This is a genomic window from Terrimonas alba, assembly GCF_042434975.1.
GTDB classification, from domain to species: domain Bacteria; phylum Bacteroidota; class Bacteroidia; order Chitinophagales; family Chitinophagaceae; genus Terrimonas_B; species Terrimonas_B alba.
Genome location: NZ_JBHMQM010000049.1, coordinates 1 through 934 on the forward strand (window position 1 = coordinate 1; position 934 = coordinate 934).

1 protein-coding gene is annotated in these 934 nt (G+C 40.8%); it reads right to left on the reverse strand.

What is annotated here, in order from left to right; translation table 11 throughout:
* On the reverse strand, positions 1–901 hold a 901-nt coding region (locus tag ACFEL9_RS26130), incomplete at its 3' end, for a tetratricopeptide repeat protein (protein ID WP_385896362.1).
* Positions 902–934 lie beyond the last annotated feature (33 nt).

The window sequence follows — 934 nt, forward strand, 5'->3', positions numbered from 1 at the left end:
CAATTGCCGCAATAACTAAGTTGCGTTCCCGTGTTTCGGCGTCTCTTTCTTTTTGAAGTTCACGAAGCTCAGAAACGTTTGACTGATTGTCTAATCTAAGCCGGGAAATCTCCAAACGGCTGTTTGCAACGGCATGTTCGATGGAGTCGTGGAGGTTACTGTATAATTGTGAATAGTGATAAAAGCTGTCGCTGTTACCCAGTACACGATATATATCGGCTGTGGCGTAATATACGTCTTGAAGGAAATGGGGTAGCGGTTGAGGTTGTTGTTGAAGCATTCGCAGCGCTTCCTTCACCTGCCGCAATGCGCTGTCTTTTTTGCCCTGCAATAAATTGATTCTCGCTATCATTTGCAATGCGTGGGCCGCATTGGCAATTTCGTCATGCTGTTTACTGGTGCGGTAGTCGAATTCAAGCAATGGTTTAGCGATGTCATATTTTTTTTGTAAAAAATAGGCATATCCTTTATTTCCCGAAATAATTCCTTTCCAAACTTCCGAATTTAACGCGTTTGCCATTTGCATGGCAATATCATAATAATGAAATGCAGAATCGTAGTTGCCAATTTTTAGCCAGCAAAGTGCTATAGTATTCCAACGGCTCATCGTATTTACTTTTGCATCACGGGAAGTGTCTTTTTCATTTTTAATAGACTGGCGAATGTAATAGATGCTTTTGTCAAGGTCACGTGTAATATAAAAAAGCTCTCCGAGAAACTGGTATTTATACGCGTCATTCGTTATTCCTCTTCTATCAAAGATTTCTACCGCATTTAAACAATACATTGTCGACAGTTCAATTTGCTTGCAGAAAAACATCGTTTCTCCATACCACCAGCTGACAGTTGCAATAAGATAATCGTCATCTATTGCATACGCTTGCTGCAGGGCAGGCTTCATTAGTTGTATTATGGAATCCTTTGCCGCCATTTT